The sequence below is a fragment of the Formosa sp. Hel1_33_131 genome (assembly GCF_001735745.1).
Lineage (GTDB): Bacteria > Bacteroidota > Bacteroidia > Flavobacteriales > Flavobacteriaceae > Hel1-33-131.
Map to the genome: position 1 here is coordinate 2,365,269 of NZ_CP017260.1, position 16,678 is coordinate 2,381,946.

General features: G+C 35.3%; 16 protein-coding genes. 3 read left to right on the plus strand and 13 right to left on the minus strand.

Going from position 1 to position 16,678, the window contains the following annotated elements:
* Positions 1 to 54 precede the first annotated feature (54 nt).
* Positions 55 to 936 carry a hypothetical protein gene (locus tag FORMB_RS10910; RefSeq protein ID WP_069677485.1) on the plus strand — a complete coding sequence of 294 codons (882 nt, stop codon included), beginning with the start codon at positions 55 to 57 and terminating at the stop codon, positions 934 to 936.
* A 7-nt stretch (positions 937 to 943) separates the two neighbouring features.
* Here the strand turns inward: FORMB_RS10910 and hutI are convergent, their stop codons facing one another.
* On the minus strand, positions 944 to 2,182 hold the full coding sequence (hutI, locus tag FORMB_RS10915) for an imidazolonepropionase (RefSeq protein WP_069677486.1): 1,239 nt from the start codon (positions 2,180 to 2,182) through the stop codon (positions 944 to 946).
* A gap of 4 nt (positions 2,183 to 2,186) precedes the next feature.
* Positions 2,187 to 3,584, minus strand: coding sequence for a class II fumarate hydratase (gene fumC, locus FORMB_RS10920; RefSeq protein WP_069677487.1), 1,398 nt, complete (start codon positions 3,582 to 3,584; stop codon positions 2,187 to 2,189).
* A gap of 232 nt (positions 3,585 to 3,816) precedes the next feature.
* Here fumC and FORMB_RS10925 point away from each other — a divergent pair, with 232 nt between their 5' ends.
* On the plus strand, positions 3,817 to 4,224 hold the full coding sequence (locus FORMB_RS10925) for a DUF2721 domain-containing protein (protein ID WP_069677488.1): 408 nt from the start codon (positions 3,817 to 3,819) through the stop codon (positions 4,222 to 4,224).
* Between the two features lie 178 nt (positions 4,225 to 4,402).
* On the opposite strand, the gene FORMB_RS10930 is transcribed toward FORMB_RS10925, so the two are convergent.
* The 6 genes from FORMB_RS10930 to FORMB_RS10960 all read right to left on the minus strand — a co-directional run bounded on the left by FORMB_RS10930 (position 4,403) and on the right by FORMB_RS10960 (position 9,280).
* On the minus strand, positions 4,403 to 5,023 hold the full coding sequence (locus FORMB_RS10930) for a hypothetical protein (RefSeq protein ID WP_069677489.1): 621 nt from the start codon (positions 5,021 to 5,023) through the stop codon (positions 4,403 to 4,405).
* Between the two features lie 72 nt (positions 5,024 to 5,095).
* The gene (locus FORMB_RS10935; protein ID WP_069677490.1) at positions 5,096 to 5,917 is read right to left on the minus strand and encodes a hypothetical protein; all 822 of its coding nucleotides are present in this window, start codon (positions 5,915 to 5,917) and stop codon (positions 5,096 to 5,098) included.
* Between the two features lie 120 nt (positions 5,918 to 6,037).
* Positions 6,038 to 6,520, minus strand: a complete 483-nt coding sequence (locus FORMB_RS10940) for an REP-associated tyrosine transposase (protein WP_231925542.1) — start codon at positions 6,518 to 6,520, stop codon at positions 6,038 to 6,040.
* A gap of 135 nt (positions 6,521 to 6,655) precedes the next feature.
* On the minus strand, positions 6,656 to 7,357 hold the full coding sequence (locus FORMB_RS10945; protein WP_231925543.1) for a tetratricopeptide repeat protein: 702 nt from the start codon (positions 7,355 to 7,357) through the stop codon (positions 6,656 to 6,658).
* Positions 7,358 to 7,547: 190 nt separating this feature from the next.
* On the minus strand, positions 7,548 to 8,090 hold the full coding sequence (locus FORMB_RS10950; protein WP_069677492.1) for an REP-associated tyrosine transposase: 543 nt from the start codon (positions 8,088 to 8,090) through the stop codon (positions 7,548 to 7,550).
* A 335-nt stretch (positions 8,091 to 8,425) separates the two neighbouring features.
* Positions 8,426 to 9,280, minus strand: coding sequence for a competence protein CoiA family protein (locus tag FORMB_RS10960; protein ID WP_069677494.1), 855 nt, complete (start codon positions 9,278 to 9,280; stop codon positions 8,426 to 8,428).
* Between the two features lie 421 nt (positions 9,281 to 9,701).
* Here FORMB_RS10960 and FORMB_RS13180 point away from each other — a divergent pair, with 421 nt between their 5' ends.
* The gene (locus tag FORMB_RS13180; RefSeq protein WP_197493472.1) at positions 9,702 to 9,878 is read left to right on the plus strand and encodes a hypothetical protein; all 177 of its coding nucleotides are present in this window, start codon (positions 9,702 to 9,704) and stop codon (positions 9,876 to 9,878) included.
* A 61-nt stretch (positions 9,879 to 9,939) separates the two neighbouring features.
* On the opposite strand, the gene FORMB_RS10965 is transcribed toward FORMB_RS13180, so the two are convergent.
* The 5 genes from FORMB_RS10965 to bioD all read right to left on the minus strand — a co-directional run bounded on the left by FORMB_RS10965 (position 9,940) and on the right by bioD (position 16,670).
* Positions 9,940 to 12,387 (minus strand): TonB-dependent receptor domain-containing protein, encoded by a 2,448-nt coding sequence (locus FORMB_RS10965; protein WP_069677495.1) that lies wholly within the window; start codon positions 12,385 to 12,387, stop codon positions 9,940 to 9,942.
* Between the two features lie 112 nt (positions 12,388 to 12,499).
* On the minus strand, positions 12,500 to 13,585 hold the full coding sequence (gene bioB, locus FORMB_RS10970) for a biotin synthase BioB (protein WP_069677496.1): 1,086 nt from the start codon (positions 13,583 to 13,585) through the stop codon (positions 12,500 to 12,502).
* A 41-nt stretch (positions 13,586 to 13,626) separates the two neighbouring features.
* Positions 13,627 to 14,784, minus strand: a complete 1,158-nt coding sequence (locus tag FORMB_RS10975; protein ID WP_069677497.1) for a beta-ketoacyl synthase N-terminal-like domain-containing protein — start codon at positions 14,782 to 14,784, stop codon at positions 13,627 to 13,629.
* The gene (gene bioA / locus FORMB_RS10980) at positions 14,785 to 16,050 is read right to left on the minus strand and encodes an adenosylmethionine--8-amino-7-oxononanoate transaminase (protein WP_069677498.1); all 1,266 of its coding nucleotides are present in this window, start codon (positions 16,048 to 16,050) and stop codon (positions 14,785 to 14,787) included.
* Positions 16,050 to 16,670, minus strand: coding sequence for a dethiobiotin synthase (gene bioD, locus FORMB_RS10985; protein WP_069677499.1), 621 nt, complete (start codon positions 16,668 to 16,670; stop codon positions 16,050 to 16,052). Before bioD ends, bioA begins: the two co-directional genes overlap by 1 nt.
* Between the last annotated feature and the right edge of the window lie 8 nt (positions 16,671 to 16,678).

A 16,678-nucleotide genomic window follows, 5' to 3' on the forward strand; every position in this document is an offset into this window, starting at 1 on the left:
TAATTTTTATTGATTTTAAAAACCATTTATTTTAATCCTTAATTATATACCATTATGAATTCTACATTTTCAAATAAAGGCTCAAAGGCAGCGATTATTATTTTAGCCTTATTGCTTATCGGAACCTTGTTTTACAGCTATCAAATGCATCAAGAGAGTAACGCAACTGAGGCACTCCTTGAAAATGAAAAAACGGAAGTTCTTAGGAATTTAGAAAACATGTCTTCTTTGTATAACGAAGCCAACGCTGATAATGAAGTTGCGAATGAAAAACTGATCGAAGCTCAAGCACGTTTAGAAGCGCTTATGGCGGAACTTAAATCCTCAAAATCATCTGTGTCAGCATTGCTTAAATACAAGAAGAAATTTTTCGAATTAGAATCTGAAATGGAAGTGTTGTTAGATGAAAATGCAACTTTGAAATTTCAAAATGCATTATTAGAAACTTCTTTAGACAGCACGCAAGTTCAATTGTCTTCTCAATTAGCTTCCAATACTGTATTGTCAGAGCAAAACCTTCGTTTGTCAGAGTCTGTGGATGCTGCCAAAAAACTAACCGTTGAACGTTTGAATGCTTACGGAGTTATCCAACGAAAGTCTGGGAAGTTAGTCCCAACGACACGTGCTTCAAGAGTTGACAATTTAAGAATCTGTTATTCAGTACCTTCTAATCTGTTAACAGAAGCAGGCGATAAAAAATATTTCGTTCAAGTGATCGACCCGAACCTTAGTGTGATTGGATCCAATAAACCAGTTCAGTTTGATGAAGACATTTTAAAATACAGTTACGTGAGTGCTTTCACATACGACAACGAACTGTTAGATGTTTGTGATTTTGTTTCTGCTGAAGAAGGTGATTATGAAAAAGGAGTCTATATGGTGAACGTTTTTGATCAGAATGTGTTGGTTACTACTTCTACATTCACTTTGAAATAGGAACAAATTAGTTCACAAATTCACCGTTAATCATCACCTTGTGTATGGGGTTATTCCCAAAATGATAAGGAATTTGACGGTAGGACGTCATGTTTTTTGTGATGATAAGGTTTGCTTTTTTCCCTGTTGCAATACTTCCATACTGCTCTGATATATTCATCGCGTACGCGCCATTTAGGGTGGCTGCATTGATGGCTTCTTCGGGGCTCATATTCATTTTGATACAGGCGAGACTCACCACAAAATTCATATTGCCACTAGGAGCAGAGCCGGGATTGAAATCGGTTGCGATGGCCAATGCCATGCCTCCATCTATTAGTTTTCGTGCGGGCGTATAAGGAATCCCTAAGAAAAAAGAACAGCCAGGTAAGGCCACTGGAATGGTTGAGGATTTTTTTAAAACTTCAAGATCTTCCGTGTTGAGTACTTCCAAATGATCCACAGATAAGGCTTTGTGTTTGACGCCTAAGCCGACACCGCCAAAAGCATTAAATTGATTCACATGAATTTTTGGAACGAGGCCATATTTTGTCGCTGCCTCTAGAATTTGTTCGGTATCTTCTAAAGAGAAATAGCCTTTTTCGCAAAATACATCTACAAAATCAGCTAATTTTTGAGTGTGTATTTCTGGGAGCATGGTATTGATAATGAGATCAAGATATGCTTGTTTATTGTTCTTATATTTTTTTGGAATTGCGTGGGCTCCTAAAAAGGTCGCTTTTATTTTTAAGGGTGCAGTCTCTTTAATAGCCTTAATGACACGCAGCATTTTAAGCTCCGCTTCGGTACTGAGTCCGTATCCAGATTTTATTTCCAAGGCACCCGTCCCAAGTTGAATGAGTGCATGGACACGCTCCATGGATTGTTCAAATAAGGCATCTTCACTTGTGTCTTGTAAGGTTTGAGCAGAGTTCAAAATACCGCCGCCTTTGGCCGCAATATCTTCGTAGCTTAATCCATTCAATCGGTCTACAAATTCTTGCGAACGATCGCCTGCATAGACCACATGCGAATGGCTGTCGCACCAAGTCGGAAGTATTATTTTTCCAGTGACATTCACTACTTCATCCGTTTCTTGAATGACCAAATCATCCATCGTACCAAAATCTAGAATAGTATCGCCTTGAATTCTCAGAAACGCATTTTTGATATGTGGTAATTTCTTCATTGCAGTACCCACCACTTTTAGTTCCGATTTTGGTCGGGTTTGAAGTAATTCTTTGATATGCGTAAAAAGGATGTTCATAAATTTATTTTAGGCTTCCAACCATGTTTTCGGGTTTGACCCACGCATCATAATTTTCTGCTGTGACATACCCAAGATTGATGGCTTCTACCTTAAGCGTTGTCCCATTTTTGTGAGCAGTATTCGCTATTTCAGCAGCTTTGTAATAACCTATTTTGGTATTTAAAGCGGTGATTAACATCAAGGAGTTATTTAATAATTTTTCAATCACATCGTGGTTGGGTTCAATGCCTGAAGCACAATGGGCTTCAAAACTAAGTGCTGCATCGCCCAACAATTCTGCGGATTGCAAGAAGTTAGCGGCCATCATTGGCTTAAATACATTCAGTTCGTAATGGCCTTGAGTGCCACCAACCGAAATGGCAACATCATTCCCCATCACTTGCGCACAGACCATGGTAAGTGCTTCACACTGTGTAGGATTCACTTTTCCGGGCATGATTGAGCTTCCAGGTTCGTTGGCAGGAATGGTAATTTCTCCAATGCCAGAGCGAGGCCCTGAAGCCATCATACGAATGTCATTGGCGATTTTGTTTAAGGAAACTGCCAACTGTTTTAAAGCCCCGTGACTTTCTACAATTGCATCGTGAGCAGCCAGCGCTTCGAATTTATTGGGGGCGGTTATGAAAGGCAAGCCAGTAAATTTTGCAATATAATCGGCTACCAATTCGGAGTAACCTTCAGGTGTATTTAATCCGGTTCCTACAGCGGTGCCTCCCAAAGCGATTTCGCTTAGGTGTTCCAGTGTATTTTTCAATGCTTTTAATCCGTGGTCTAGTTGTGATACATAACCCGAAAACTCTTGCCCCAAGGTCAGAGGCGTCGCATCCATCAGGTGGGTACGTCCGATTTTTACAACAGATTTGAATTTTTCAGATTTCGCTTGAAGTGTATCTCGTAATTTTTGAACCCCTGGAATGGTTGTTTCGACTACTTTTTTATAAGCAGCAATGTGCATTCCTGTGGGGAAAGTATCGTTTGAAGATTGTGATTTATTAACGTCGTCATTGGGTTGGATGGTTTTTTCACCTTCTCCAATAATTTTTCCTGCCAGTTGTTGGGCACGGTTGGCAATCACTTCGTTCAGGTTCATATTGCTTTGCGTTCCTGAGCCGGTTTGCCAAATGACTAAAGGAAATTGATCATCGTGTTTTCCTGTGAGAATTTCATCACACACTTGTGCAATCAAATCACGTTTTTCAGAAGATAGAATTCCGAGTTCGCAATTGGTATAGGCAGCGGCTTTTTTAAGATATGCAAATCCATAGACGATATCAATTGGCATGGAAGCAGCGCTTCCGATTTTGAAATTGTTTCGAGAGCGTTCGGTTTGGGCGCCCCACAATTTATCTGCGGGAACCTGAACATCTCCCATCGTATCTTTTTCTATTCTAAACTTCATAACATTCTGATTTGAATACAAATTTACAATTTTTTCACTTCAAATCCATGCTGTTATCAAGCTGTTGATGAATCTGAAATTTTATGTAGTAAAACTAGTTTTCTGATAGACTGTTTACAGCGTAAAACAAACGGATAGCCTGCTGCTGCCACGCTAGCGGAAAATTGATGAGGGATTTTCATAAACTATTTCTTTTTTTTGATGGTAATAATTACTTAATTTTGACATCTATATGGAAGAATTAACATTGACTACCCCTGCAGTTTTATTTTCTGCAATTTCTCTAATTATGTTGGCGTATACCAACCGTTTTTTAGCCTATGCTGCAGTCATTAGAAATTTGCACGATATTTATTTAGAACGCAAAGAAGAGTCTTTAATAAGACAGATTAAGAATTTAAAACTACGTCTAAACTTAACCCGATGGATGCAAATTTTTGGAATTTCAAGTTTACTTTTCTGTGTGTTGACCATGTTTTTAATCTATATTCATCAACAAAACATGGCCGTTTGGATTTTTGGGTTCGCTTTAATTTTATTAATCATTTCTTTATTATTATTGATCAAGGAAATACAGATCTCTGCTCAGGCGTTGCAATATCATATTGCTGATATTGAAGAACATTTAGAAAATAACTAAGGAGTCTTATTTTTATGTTCTATGAGTTCATAAATCATTCCGCTGCCGCTAAGTTGTACTTAGTGGCCGTAAACTAGCTAAAAACATCTTTTATTTCCACTACTACCATGACTTACCATTCTTTGACGCCACCACGCTAAAGCGTGGCGGTAGTGTGGGTTTAATTCTTTTATAAAGTTTATTTAAATTTTATGTCTTCAATTTTCGTATTTCCATAATAAAGTGTAGCACTTTTAGTCCCTTTTATCAATGGAAAATATAAATTAATATTTCTTTTTCTTAATTCTTTAGGTTCAAAATACGTTTCGTGAGGTACTTTTTTTGGATTTTTAAAACTTATTTTATATTTGTTATATGCTTCGAAATGTATGGGTATGATATAATTAGTAATTCCCTCAAATTCATAATCCAAAAATGTATCTTTAATACTAGGGTCATACCGATTTTCAAGAGATTTATAGCTTGGCTTATTCTTTATTAATTTGTAAAAATGCCATTTGTCTGTGAAATTTGTATAGGCTACATCAACAGGTCTTAGTCTTATTTTGTTTTGATAATCTATAAGTGAAAATTTGTTGGGGTCAAAAGATCTTTTCTTATTATCAATCATCTCGATTCTAACTTTAATGTTGTATTGAACTATTTTTTTTGACTTTGTTCTAACATTAGTCACCGCTATTAATTGACTCGCTTTTTTAGTTTTTTCATACTCAATAGTCAGGTTGTCCTCTTGAATTTTAATTTGAGAATAAAATACTTGAGTGAATAGGAATGCTAGTATTATTAATCTTGTTTTCATATTAATTTATTTTTTTTCTATTGCTGGGGCACGAGCAAAAGATGCTCGCGCTAGCGGGGTTACTCAACGTTTTTATTTGTATTCAATTTGTCTTTCCCAAACATATCCTAATTCTCCTTTGGAAAACCTTTTCTTAGTAATCCAATTGTCATTCTTATCATAACTGTACTCCCAATTATTCCAATGTTTTTGTTTTCCATCCTTATCGTACCAATATTGTGTTAGGATATTATTTCGTTCATTATATGTAGAAATAAATTTTGTGTAATCACCATTTGGTCTTGTTAATTCAGATTCAATTTCATTACCTTTTGTGTCATATCTATAAGTTCTTATGCCTTTTATTATTCCATCTGATTTGAAATCAGTTTCTTTAATCTTTTGGTTTTTGGAATTATATTCGTTAGTTGTTTTAAAGGTTCGATTTGACTTAACACTCGATTTAGTCAATGCTATTTGATTTCCTTTAGTGTCGTATTCATTCTTTTGTAAAAAAATTAATTCATTATCAGAATTGTATGTTTTGTACTCAATAATTTTTCCATTTTCATCAAATTCAGTTGTTGTAAGTTTTTTTAGATTGCCATCTTTGTCAAAAGTGATACTTTTTATAAGTTTTCCTTCTTTGTTTTTTGTGAGTTTTGTTTTTTCATAAATTGTATCATCATTTTCAAAACGCCAATATTCTATCAAATCTCCTTGTACATTATAAATTTCCTTTCTGTTAACTTTTTGGTTTAAGGCTTTTTTACGGGTTAATTCTCCACTTCGTTTTGAACTGTATGAAGCTTCAGTAATTGTTTTAAATGTATTTGTATTTTCTTTTTTAATATTCTTTGTCGAAGAGCAAGAAAGGATTAATCCAAAAACTAATAGGTTGAGTATTATTTTCATAATGTTGGGTAACTAGTTATATCAAAACAAAAGGATGTGTTAACGGTTCTATATTTCGGATCGCCGCTAGCGCGAGCATCTTGCTCGTGCCCTTAAACAAACTAAAGTTAGTATTTCTTCTCATATATCAATTTCTAAAACTGTTTGGTCTTCTTGATAATTTCTTGCACTACTATACTTCCAGTCTATTGGATCGGTAACAAAACCGCTTTCAACAGGGTTGTTATGAATATAATCTATTTTTTGTTGTATTACTTTTTCACTCCATAATTCTATTGGTTTATTGTGTTGCTGCCAAAATTGACGTTGGTTAACATTGCTTTTCTTTTTACCTGCTCGTTCCATCATCCAGAATAACCACTCTTTTCTACTTTCTTGTGGATTTTCTTCTATTGATTTTATTAGTTTTCTTGCTGTAAAACCTTTAAAATCTCTTATTAATCCTGATGGATCTTCATTACTTGACCTAAATATTAAATGCACATGACTTGGCATAAAACAATAAGCAAATACTTCCATACCTTTTTCTTCTCTGCAATAATCTATACTTTCTTCTAATACATTAAAATATACTTGACGAGTAAAAATATCTAACCAATACACGGTAGCAAAACTTATAAAATAGGCTGCTGATTCGTTATGAAATTGTATTTTCTGCTCATAATATTATTTTTCTATCTTCTTTCTCTTGCTGGGCACGAGCAAGATGCTCGCGCTAGCGGGGATTGGCATCATTTTTTATTTTTTCAGCTCTATTATTTGTTGTTTCGCATATTCTTTTGCTCTATCATCTCCAAATTCAACAGTCTTTTCGTAATATTCGATTGCTTTTTTCTTGTCTCCTTTTAATTTATAACCTTGAGCAATATTTGAAAGAACAATATAATCTTTCGGATTAATTTTCTCAGCCCGTAAAAGTGGTTCAATTCCTTTGTCATATTCTCCCGTCAATAAATAAGTAATTGATAGATTTGATAAACTCTCAATATGATTTGGATAGAATTTCAGAACTGTGTTTGCAATTTCACGCATATTTTTGAGCAAGTTGTCATTTTCAGTATTGTATAATTGCAATTGATATGTTTGAATATCTAAAAGAAATTCTTTTTCTCCGCCATCATATTTTTCGTTGTTAGTCCAAGTCCAATTATTTCCAATTTTTGTGGAATATTCTATTGTTTTTTTAATTTCGGAAGTGAAATTTTTCCAATCAGAGACTTCTCCTAAAACATAGATTTTTCCAAATCGCATATCAAGTCTATTTGGATAAAGTTTAATTCCTTCGTTAATTTTACTTATTCCTTTTTCTAATTCTTTTTGGTCAAAATGTATTTTACTTCCTAAAAAACCTGCTGTTTGATTTAAACTATCTTTTAAAACAAGACTTTCTCCATTTGGTTCATTTGTCGACATAGCAAGAACTTCTTGCTTAGATTTCATAAAATGATAATTGAAATAACTCGTGTAAAGTTCAGCATCTTTTGGATTAGCCGAATTCCATTCAGTCAAAATTTTTAATTGATTAATAGTGTCATTAGTTTGACAATATTTTTGAAAGTCAGATTGATAGTCGCCGCTAGCGCGAGCATCTTGCTCGTGCCCTTAAACAAACTAAAGTTAGTATTTCTTCTCATATATCAATTTCTAAAACTGTTTGGTCTTCTTGATAATTTCTTGCACTACTATACTTCCAGTCTATTGGATCGGTAACAAAACCGCTTTCAACAGGGTTGTTATGAATATAATCTATTTTTTGTTGTATTACTTTTTCACTCCATAATTCTATTGGTTTATTGTGTTGCTGCCAAAATTGACGTTGGTTAACATTGCTTTTCTTTTTACCTGCTCGTTCCATCATCCAGAATAACCACTCTTTTCTACTTTCTTGTGGATTTTCTTCTATTGATTTTATTAGTTTTCTTGCTGTAAAACCTTTAAAATCTCTTATTAATCCTGATGGATCTTCATTACTTGACCTAAATATTAAATGCACATGACTTGGCATAAAACAATAAGCAAATACTTCCATACCTTTTTCTTCTCTGCAATAATCTATACTTTCTTCTAATACATTAAAATATACTTGACGAGTAAAAATATCTAACCAATACACGGTAGCAAAACTTATAAAATAGGCTGCTGATTCGTTATGAAATTTGTATTTTCTGCTCATAATATTATTTTTCTATCTTCTTTCTCTTGCTGGGCACGAGCAAGATGCTCGCGCTAGCGGGGGAATTAATTTTATTTTGCTCCAGAATTTGATTGTAGACTATGTTTAATTCGTTTTCTGATATATTGTAATTTATTTTTTCTTTTTCACTCATTTCTTGCTGAGTTTGAGAGTAGATATGTTGAGAAAAAATTAAGATTATTATCAATGTGATTTTTTTCATTTCGTTTTTGTTAGGATTTTGTTCAGCTTGTTGCCAACTAGTTATATCCAAATAAAATTTTGTGTTAACGGTTCTATATTCCGGGATCACATACCGTTTTGTTTGTCATTATTTATTTTCCCTTCCACCATTTTTTCATATTATCTTTAAATATCAAACATTTAGGAACAGTCTTATCTTCATTTTCAGGTGTAAACTCCTCTCTTTCGTAACTAATAAAGTCTTTAAGGTCAATTTTCTTACCATAATTAGGTTTGAATATCGTTTTATATGTTTTATCAAAGCCTCCTTCAGTTCGTTCAGTTCCATCTTCCTCAAACCAATGTGACTCCTCAATCCATCTGTCTGCATTGTCAAAATGTACAGGACTGACTTTTGAGCCATTCCCTTTTATCCAATAGTAAACTTTACCATAATACATTGAATGTAAATATTTTTCATATAATCTTGGTCTGAAATTTTCAGTACCCAAATCCTCTTTCAAAGGAACTATCCATAAAATGCTAACCTTCCGAGCGTAATATCCATTTACACGTTTAAGAATTTTTGGTAGTGTTAATGAACTTGCTTGGACTTCAATAACAATAGGTTTTCCATTTATTCTTCCGCTAATGTCTGGTGTTAATTTCTTTATGTCTTTTTCCTTATTTTCGGGTATTAATCTTTCAACTTTCCAATTCCCATCTGGAAATTCTTTTTTTAGTTCTTCACAAATTTCAGTTTTGCATTCAAAATGTAATTTCGATTCTCCACCACCATAAACAGAACTTAATCTTCCTTTATAAGCGAAATGGTCTCTTTTGTCAACACATTTTCTAACTATCAATTCTTCAAATGTGTCTGGACAATAAAATGGTCCGTCTGATTTTTTTGCTTCATTGGCGTGAATAGGTTTATTAGTCGCACATATTTTCGCCCAATCTTTAATTGGATGATAATTCTCTGGTTCATAAAATTCATTATCCATTTTTAGTACTTTCTTTCGTTTTTCTAATACACCACAACTAGTTATATCCAAACAAAATCTTATGTTAACGGTTCTATATTTCGGGATCACACACCGTTTTGTTTGTCTTTATTTTATTTTTGTAATGCCAAACCCTATCACCGCACGAAATCGAAGATTAGACGATGTCAAATCTATCGTGTGGTGAAACCCCATATCGGAACGGTTCCAACATACATGTAATCCAATAAAATAATATCTTAAGCTTCGGTTAAATTGCTTACAAAGATTTAGACTTTGGGGTCATCATCAATACTCAAATTTACACTAATTTTTTAAATGACAAAAAAACGCATCGATTTTAATAGATAAATCTGAAATTTTATGTTGTAAAACTATTTTTCTTATAGTATATTTGCAGTGTAAAACAAAAGTATATACCATGTTCGATTTTGATCAGTATTTAGGATTTTTAGCATTTTTATCCATATTAACCTTAGGATTTTGGTTAATGATTTTCTTATTAACCTTTGCCATTCCTTATTGGTTGGTTGGTTCTGCTTTGGAACACTTCAAAGAAAAGAGAGACGCTAAAAAAGCAAAAGCGGAAGAAGCTTAAGTAAGCTTTCCTTTATATAAATCAAAATCCAAAACATTGCTGTTTTGGATTTTTTTGTTTGTTACCCCTCAAAACCATTCCCAAAACCGCCACGTGGCGCACGTTTTTTCTTCTGATTGAAACGGTAGGTAAAGGATAAATTGTACGAACGTACTCGCCATCGGTAATAACTATCGCTGTAAAATGTGGGCGTCGTAGATTCTAAATTGCGACGTTGTGTGTTAAAGAGGTCATTGACACTAAATGAAATAGATGCCTTTTCTTTGAACAGATCTTTACTAAATGCCATGTTTGTAGAAAAACGACCCTCTCGTTTGTTGACGGCATCAATTCGTGGACCATCATAACTTACTCGTGTTTGCCATTCTATGTTTCCGGGTAAGGTGTATTTGTTGTTCAAACGGATGAACCAGTTTAAGTTTTCGGAATCATAACTTAATCCTTTATAGGTGCCTCTAATAATGGATTGAAAGAGGTTGAAATTTACATTCATATTCCACTTTTTGGCTGGACGGTAGGTGAGGGTAAACTCAAACCCATAACGGTCGTTTTCAGCCAAGTTGATAGGGCCCCGTCGAATGATCGGCACACTCTGACCATCCACCACAACTTCTTCGCCAGTATCTTCACTTACATAAGTGAACACATCGGTTGCATGGTTGAAATACAAAGAGGTATTGAGTGTTAAAATGCCAAATTCGTTAAGGTAGCCAATGTCAAATCCATCCGAATAACTTGGAGTGATGTTTGGATTGCCTTGAAATAAATTCGTCGCGCTACTTCTAGAAGGAAACGGATTTAAAAAGCGTGAACGCGGTCGGCTGATACGGCGGTTATAGCCTAAAGTTAAGCTTTGCGTTTCAGAGAATTCATAACCCAAATTAACCGTAGGAAAGAGCCCCACATAATTATTATTGTTATATTCATTAGTACTGAGTTGTTGAATGGTCACCCGTGTCGATTCCAATCGCAAGCCAAATAAAAATGAAAATTTATCTTTGAGTTTACTTCCAAATTGGGAGTAAAACGCATTGACATCTTCTTTATATATTAAGGTGTTACTCACGCCAGTATCCAATACAAAAACACCGTTTTCAGAAAATTCTAATGTATAATCCGTTGTGTTTTTACTGAACCGTCCATTATAGCCCGCTTCAAAACGACTGTGTTCTCCTATGGGAAGCGTGAAATCTGTTTTGAGTAAAACACGCTCTTGATCTTCTATGGTTTGAACCCGTTCGGCAACCACAGAATTATTATAAATGATGGAGTTTTCGTCTTCGGCACTGTTTTCAACTTGGAAATCTACGGTCAAACGGTGTTCGCTATTGCCGTGAAACTGCTTGTCAAAATTAATAGAAAACTGTGTGGTTTCATCCGTTTCAAATTCGGGAGCATAGCGCAAGGATTCACTTACAAGCGTTTTGGATGCATCCAAGGTTTCCGCCCTGTTAAGGGTCTCATTACTATTGTCATTTTTCCGAACTAAAAAAGCAGATGTTAAGGAGGTGGTTGGGTTGATATACCACTCGATGCCTGTGTTGCTGTTAAATCCTTTTCGAATCCGATCAAAGGTGCGGTATTCGTTCCGAAACGTATTTGGAGCGTCTTGAATAAATATTCCATCATCGTCGTATTCGGTATTGAAAAACTCAGTTTTTGTGGTTGAATTCCCTGGACTGTTACGGTAAGAATAGCCAGAGGTGTTAAAGATGTTTACATTTCCTGTACGGTAATTAATATTTCCCAAGCCCCCTAATTGATCTGGATGTCCTGCATTTAGAATGATGGCACCATTTAATCCAAGTAGCTTGCTACGTCTCAAAATAATATTTAAAATTCCAGCAGTCCCTTCAGCATCATAGCGCGCAGAAGGGGAGGTGATAATTTCAACTTTTTCAATCGCATCTGCGGGGAGTTGTCGCAACGCATCGGTTGAATTCAGCCCCACCAAACCAGAGGGTTTTCCGTTTATTAAAATACGTACATTTTCATTTCCTCTCAAGGCGACATTGCCTTCAATATCCACAGAAACAGAGGGCACGTTGTTTAATACATCACTGACGCTGCCACCTCTTACCGTGAGGTCTTTGCCTACATTGTATATTTTTTTATCTAATTTAATTTCAACCGTTGTTCTTTCAGCAATGATGTCAACGGCATCCAATGCTTGTAAGTCTTCTGCCATTTTAAGCACTCCAAAATTAACATCTTGAGTGATGTTGTAGTTTGGTTTTGTAAGCGTTTCAAAGGAGAAATATTCAAAGGAGATGTCATAAACTCCTTTCGGAATCGCAATGCTAAAATTACCTTCGGTATCTGTAATGCCGCCACGAATTATCTTATTTTCAGTAGGGCTAAAAAATGCGATGGTCGCATATTCAAGCGGAAGCTGGCTCTCTTTTTCTAGGATAGTTCCAGAGACAACAAAGCTGTCCACTTTTCTTTGGGCAAACAAAGAGCAATGAGCTAGAACTAAAGTAATGGCAAATAAGAAATACTTATTCATAAATATCGGTTAATAGTGGACACAAAAATAACTTCCTAAACAGTGTGTTCAGGTTAATATTGTGTTAAATAATAAGGAGTTAGATTGTCTAAATAATGAAATTATTTAAGTACTATTTCATTTTTCTTCGAAGTTCCTTAGCCTGTTTTGTGGCCTCTACATTTCTTTCGATAACATGCCCAGGACGTGTCCACTTAACAGCTTCGTCTTTTTTTAATAAAGATTTTCGAATTTTGAAGTTATCAATCGTTTCTTTTTTCTTTTCAGTTGGAATTAACCCCAACAAAGAAAACATTTCGGCATCTTTATCTTCTCCAGGATTTGGAGTTGTCAATAATTTTTCACCTGCAAAAATGGAAGAGGCGCCCGCCATAAAACATATAGCTTGGGCTTCCATACTCATTTCTGTTCTTCCTGCGGATAGTCGTACCGTTGTTTTTGGCATCACAATTCTTGTGGTCGCAATCATTCTAATAATGTCCCAGACGGGAATGATATTTTCAGACGCTAAAGGCGTTCCCTCTACAGGAACCAATGCATTAATGGGGACGGAATCGGGAATTCTTTCTAAACTCAACAAGCTCATGAGCATTCCAATTCGATCCTCAACACTTTCGCCCATGCCTATGATGCCTCCGGAACATACTTTTAAAGCGCCTTTATTTACATTTTTCAATGTTTCTAAGCGGTCATCATAACCTCTTGTAGAAATGACTTCTTTGTAATAGTCTTCAGAAGTATCTAGGTTATGATTGTAATAATGTAAGCCTGCATCTGCCAAACGCAACGCCTGACTTTCAGTAATCATTCCGAGTGTGCAGCAAACTTCCATATTTAAATGACTGATGCCTCTAACCATTTCTAAAACGCTTTCGAAATCATCTCCTTCTTTGACGTTTCGCCACGCAGCGCCCATACATACACGAGAAGATCCATTTTTTTTTGCTTTTTTAGCTAAATTAATGACGGTGTTTACAGGCATTAAGTCATTCTTTTCAATCCCTGTATGATATCTAGCAGCTTGAGGGCAGTAGCCGCAATCTTCGGGGCAGCCTCCCGTTTTTATCGAAATTAAAGTGCTTACTTGAATTTTGGTTGGGTCATGATGCAGTCGATGCACAGTCGCGGCTTCAAAAACCAATTCCATTAATGGTTTGTTGTATATTTCTAAGATATCTTTTTTTGAGTAGGCTTTCATTTTAATTCTTCTTTAATTCGGGGTTATAAAAAACGTGGATTTTAATTTATGGATAGCAACAAACTTACCGCATTTCCTCCAAAACCGACGGCATTGACTAGTATTTTTTTTATTTTATTTGGATGTTTTTGATCCTTCAAAAATGGAATACTAATAAATTGTTGCTGTTGCAGCATTCGGATGGCGAGTTCTAAACTTAAACCACCCGATGCCCCAAGTGTATGTCCGATTTTCCATTTGTTGGAAGTTAAAGCGGGTGTTTTATCTTTAAACAATAGTTTGATTGCATTGTATTCGGAGGTGTCTCCTTTGATGGTTCCAGGGGCGTGCATGACAATAACATCAATAGTTTCTGGTTCAACTGAGCTCATAGCCATTGCCATGGATTTCTGAAAACAATCGGCATTGGTTGAAATGGAAATATTATGTTTTAAAGGTTCTGTTGCATATCCAATGCCTTCAATGATTGCGATTGCATTTTTTTTAGAGCCTTTTTCTAAACAAAATACGGCAGCACCTTCGCCCACTATCATTGTATTTTGTTTTTTATTAAAATCTAAAGTTTTACATGGATACGCACTTTTATCATTAGAATAAATCTTTAAGGCTTTCATCTGTGCGATTGTGAAAGGTGTATTAGATGCTTCACATCCGCCCACCAAAAAACGATCGGCCATACCGCTTGTGATCCAGGCTATGCCATTTAAGACCGCATGTAAAGCGGTAGAGCAGGCTATTGAATGGCTAATCGTTGGCCCATTTGATTGTAAATCGTGACCTACCCAAGAGGATATGTTTCCTAAGGTGGTTGTCGGAGAACTTAAGGTTGAAACATTTGCATTTTTACTATGTATAAACTCCGAGTGGTATTTTTCAAATAGGGTAGTAGCGCCCCTCGAAGATCCAATATTAATTCCAAAAGATTTATTGTTCCAAGACACTTTTGCTATTGCTTTTCTAGAAACGTCTATAGCCAGTAAAACAGAGGGATCTAAATCTTTATAATGTGCAGATTCTTTTAGTAAATTGACAACTTTCCAGTCGTTATCGGATAGCGCACTCACCAAGGATTCAAATCCGTCGAAGGCTTTATTTATAAAGTTATGTTTTTCAGTGAGGTATTGCTCCCAAATTTGCTGGTCATTACTTCCAAGTGCAGATATAGAGGCCATACTCATTATTGAAATTTTTTCTTTCATTTAAACTAGTTCTAATGCATTTTCAATGACTTCATAGATTCTTTCTAATTCTTTATTTGTAATTACAAATGGAGGTAGTATGTAGATCGTATTTCCTAAGGGTCTTAAAAACACACCTTCCTCCATAAAATAATTAAATAATGTGTCTCGTAAGGATCCATATCTGTCCATTTTTACTTTTAAGTCTAATGCAAAAATCACGCCTAAACACCGAGTAGCATTTACGTTTTTATGATTTTTAATACGAGTTTCAAAATCCAAGTGTCGCGTACTGATTTCTAAAATTCTGTCTTGAATTTCTTTAGATACTAATAAATCAATTCCGGCAATTGCCGCCGTGCATGCTAAGGGGTTGGCGGAATAGGTATGTCCGTGAAAAAAACCTTTTGTAATATCGTCATCACAAAATGCTTCGTAAATTTTTTGAGTACAACTTGTCAATGCCATTGGCGCGATGCCAGCAGTAAGCGATTTAGACATGCAAATAATATCGGGTTGATGAAGCATGTATTCAGACGCAAAATTCTTAGCTGTTTTCCCAAAACCCGTCATTATCTCATCAGCTATGGCGATGACATTATTTTCTTTGGCTATGGCTAACAGTTCGTCTAATAAATCAGCATCATACATCCGCATTGAATTCGCTCCTTGAACCAACGGTTCATAGATAATAGCTGCAATTTCACCTGTGTCAACCAAATTTTTAAAATTGGTTATAACAGTTTTTAAATTGTCTTTTGTGGGAACTTTAATTCTGTCAATCGTTAGTAAAAATGACTCAAACGGCCCATTGTAAACAGATAAGCCTGAAACGGACATTGCTCCAAAAGTATCGCCATGAAATGCATCTTCTAGTGCTATAATCCGCGTTCGTTTTTCTTTTTTATTAAAAAAATATTGAAGCGCCATTTTTATAGCTACATCGACCGCGGTAGAACCATTGTCAGAAAAAAATAGTTTGTTCTGGTTTGAAGGGAGGATAGCCATCAATTTTTCTGATAATTCTATCGCTGGTTTATGCGTAAAGCCACTAAAAACAACTTGATCTAATACGTCCAGTTGCACTTTAATCTTTGAAATAATAGAGTCATTACAGTGGCCATACATACAAGTGTACCAAGACGCAATGCCATCTATATATTCTTTGCCTTGATTATCATAGAGCGAGGAGCCTTTTGCTTTTACAATTGGCAAATGGTTTGGCTTTAATTTATGTTGTGTTAAGGGATGCCATAAATGGGCTTTATCTCTTTCAGTTAAATTCATTATAGGGTTTCTAATAAGGGTTTCAGTAGGGTTGCGTATCTTTTGACGACCGCTTTATTAATTATTTTTTCGTCATTAATTCTTCCTATTATTGGAATACTGGTCATTTTTTTAATAATACTTTCTGAGGTTTTAAGCTCATTACCGTTAAATATAATTCCAGCAATAGCGATGCCTCTATTTTTTAATAATTCTATCGTTAAAAGTGTATGATTAATACTTCCTAGATAATGTTTGGACACCACAATAACTTTATAGTCACTTTTAATAAGGTCTAAAATAGTTTCAGAATCATTTATAGGCACTAATAGCCCGCCAGCACCTTCGATAACTAAATTGTTTGTTGTAGTTGGCTTTGCTATTTTTTTGGAGTCAATACGAATGTCGTCTATCTCAGCTGCTGCATGTGGACTCATCGGAGTTTTCAATGCGTAACTGTTCTCAAATATTTTTGAGTGCGGATTGCTAATTAATGCTTTAATTTTATGAGAGTCCGAGTGTGATAATTGGCCGGCCTGAATAGGTTTCCAATAATCGGCGTTTAATGCTTCAGTGACAATAGCAGATACCACTGTTTTTCCAACATCAGTTCCAATTCCGGTGATAAATAGGCTTTTCATGTGGGGTA